Genomic DNA, 1110 nt, shown 5'->3' on the forward strand with positions numbered 1-1110 from the left:
GGATCGGACTTCTCTTTCCATTGCCGGCCTCTCCATCGAGGCCCGCAAACAGCCGTGCGCGCTACCAAAGTGCTCCGCCGGTGACCTGTATGTTATCCATGGTAATGCCCTTGGCCATATCCGAGCAGCGGAACACGGCCAGCGCCGCGATCTCCTGCGGCTGGAGAATGCGCTGCTGGGGGCTGCCCCTGGCGATCTCGGCCATCGCGTCCTCGGCCGTGCGGCCCTTGCCCTCGCGCTCGACGACCTGCGCCACGTTGCGGCGCATCAGTTCGGTCTCGACCCAGGTCGGGCTGATCATGACGCAGGTGACGCCATGCGCCGCCCCTTCGAGCGCCACGCAACGGGTGAGGCCGAGGAGACCGGCCTTGGAGGCGCAGTAAGCGGGATTGTCCTTCCAGCCGACCGAGGCGGCGGTCGAGCCGATGTTGACGATGCGGCCCCAGCCGCGCTCGATCATGCCGGGCAGCACAGCGCGGGTGGCGCGGAAGGCGCCGGTGAGATTGGTGTCGACGATCTTGTACCACAGCGCGTCGGAATGGCCGCAGACCGGCTGCTCGGCCGTGGTGCCGGCGGCGTTGACCAGGATGTCGACAGGACCCACCGCCGCCTCGGCGTCGGCCGCGAAACGGTTCGTGACGTCGGTGTCGCGCACGTCAAGATGGGCGGCGTAAATCCTCGTTCCATGCGCGCCGAGAGCCGAACGCACGCGCTCTATCTCGTCAGCGCCGGGATAGTAGGCGGCGTCGGATCTCTCCACGCCGCCAGGTGCGACATAGGAACCGACGGCGACATTGGCGCCGGCCTGCGCCAATGCCGTGGCAATCGCCAGGCCCATTCCGGAGAAGCCACCGGTGACGATTGCGCCGCGGCCGGAAAGGTTTGTCATCGGGCATGGCCTCCGCACGGCACGGGACGGTCCATCAGTCCCGAGAGGATTTGAACTTCATAGGCCAACATAACCTCGATCGAAGCCCGTTTCGAAGCCGGTGACGAAACTTGTGTCCTTGGCATCAGCTTCCCTTGTCCATCGGCTCGAGCGGCTTGCCCAGCCAGTCGCGGTAGAAACCTTCCAGGTCGGGTTCGAAATCATGCACGATGGGATAACCC

The 1110-nt window shown here is 65.8% G+C and carries 2 protein-coding genes; both read right to left on the reverse strand.

What is annotated here, in order from left to right:
• Window positions 1-61: 61 nt before the first annotated feature.
• Window positions 62-889, reverse strand: coding sequence for an SDR family NAD(P)-dependent oxidoreductase (locus FJ980_RS33475; RefSeq protein ID WP_140547651.1), 828 nt, complete (start codon window positions 887-889; stop codon window positions 62-64).
• A gap of 124 nt (window positions 890-1013) precedes the next feature.
• A partial coding sequence (locus FJ980_RS33480) for an acetone carboxylase subunit gamma (protein WP_281406366.1) occupies window positions 1014-1110 on the reverse strand: 97 nt, incomplete at its 5' end.

Origin of the sequence: Mesorhizobium sp. B1-1-5 (assembly GCF_006443065.1) — a bacterium.
Lineage (GTDB): Bacteria > Pseudomonadota > Alphaproteobacteria > Rhizobiales > Rhizobiaceae > Mesorhizobium.

Excerpts from the sequence above, each read along its gene's own strand:
- FJ980_RS33475 (WP_140547651.1), bottom strand. The coding sequence starts at position 889 with ATGACAAACCTTTCCGGCCGCGGCGCAATCGTCACCGGTGGCTTCTCC.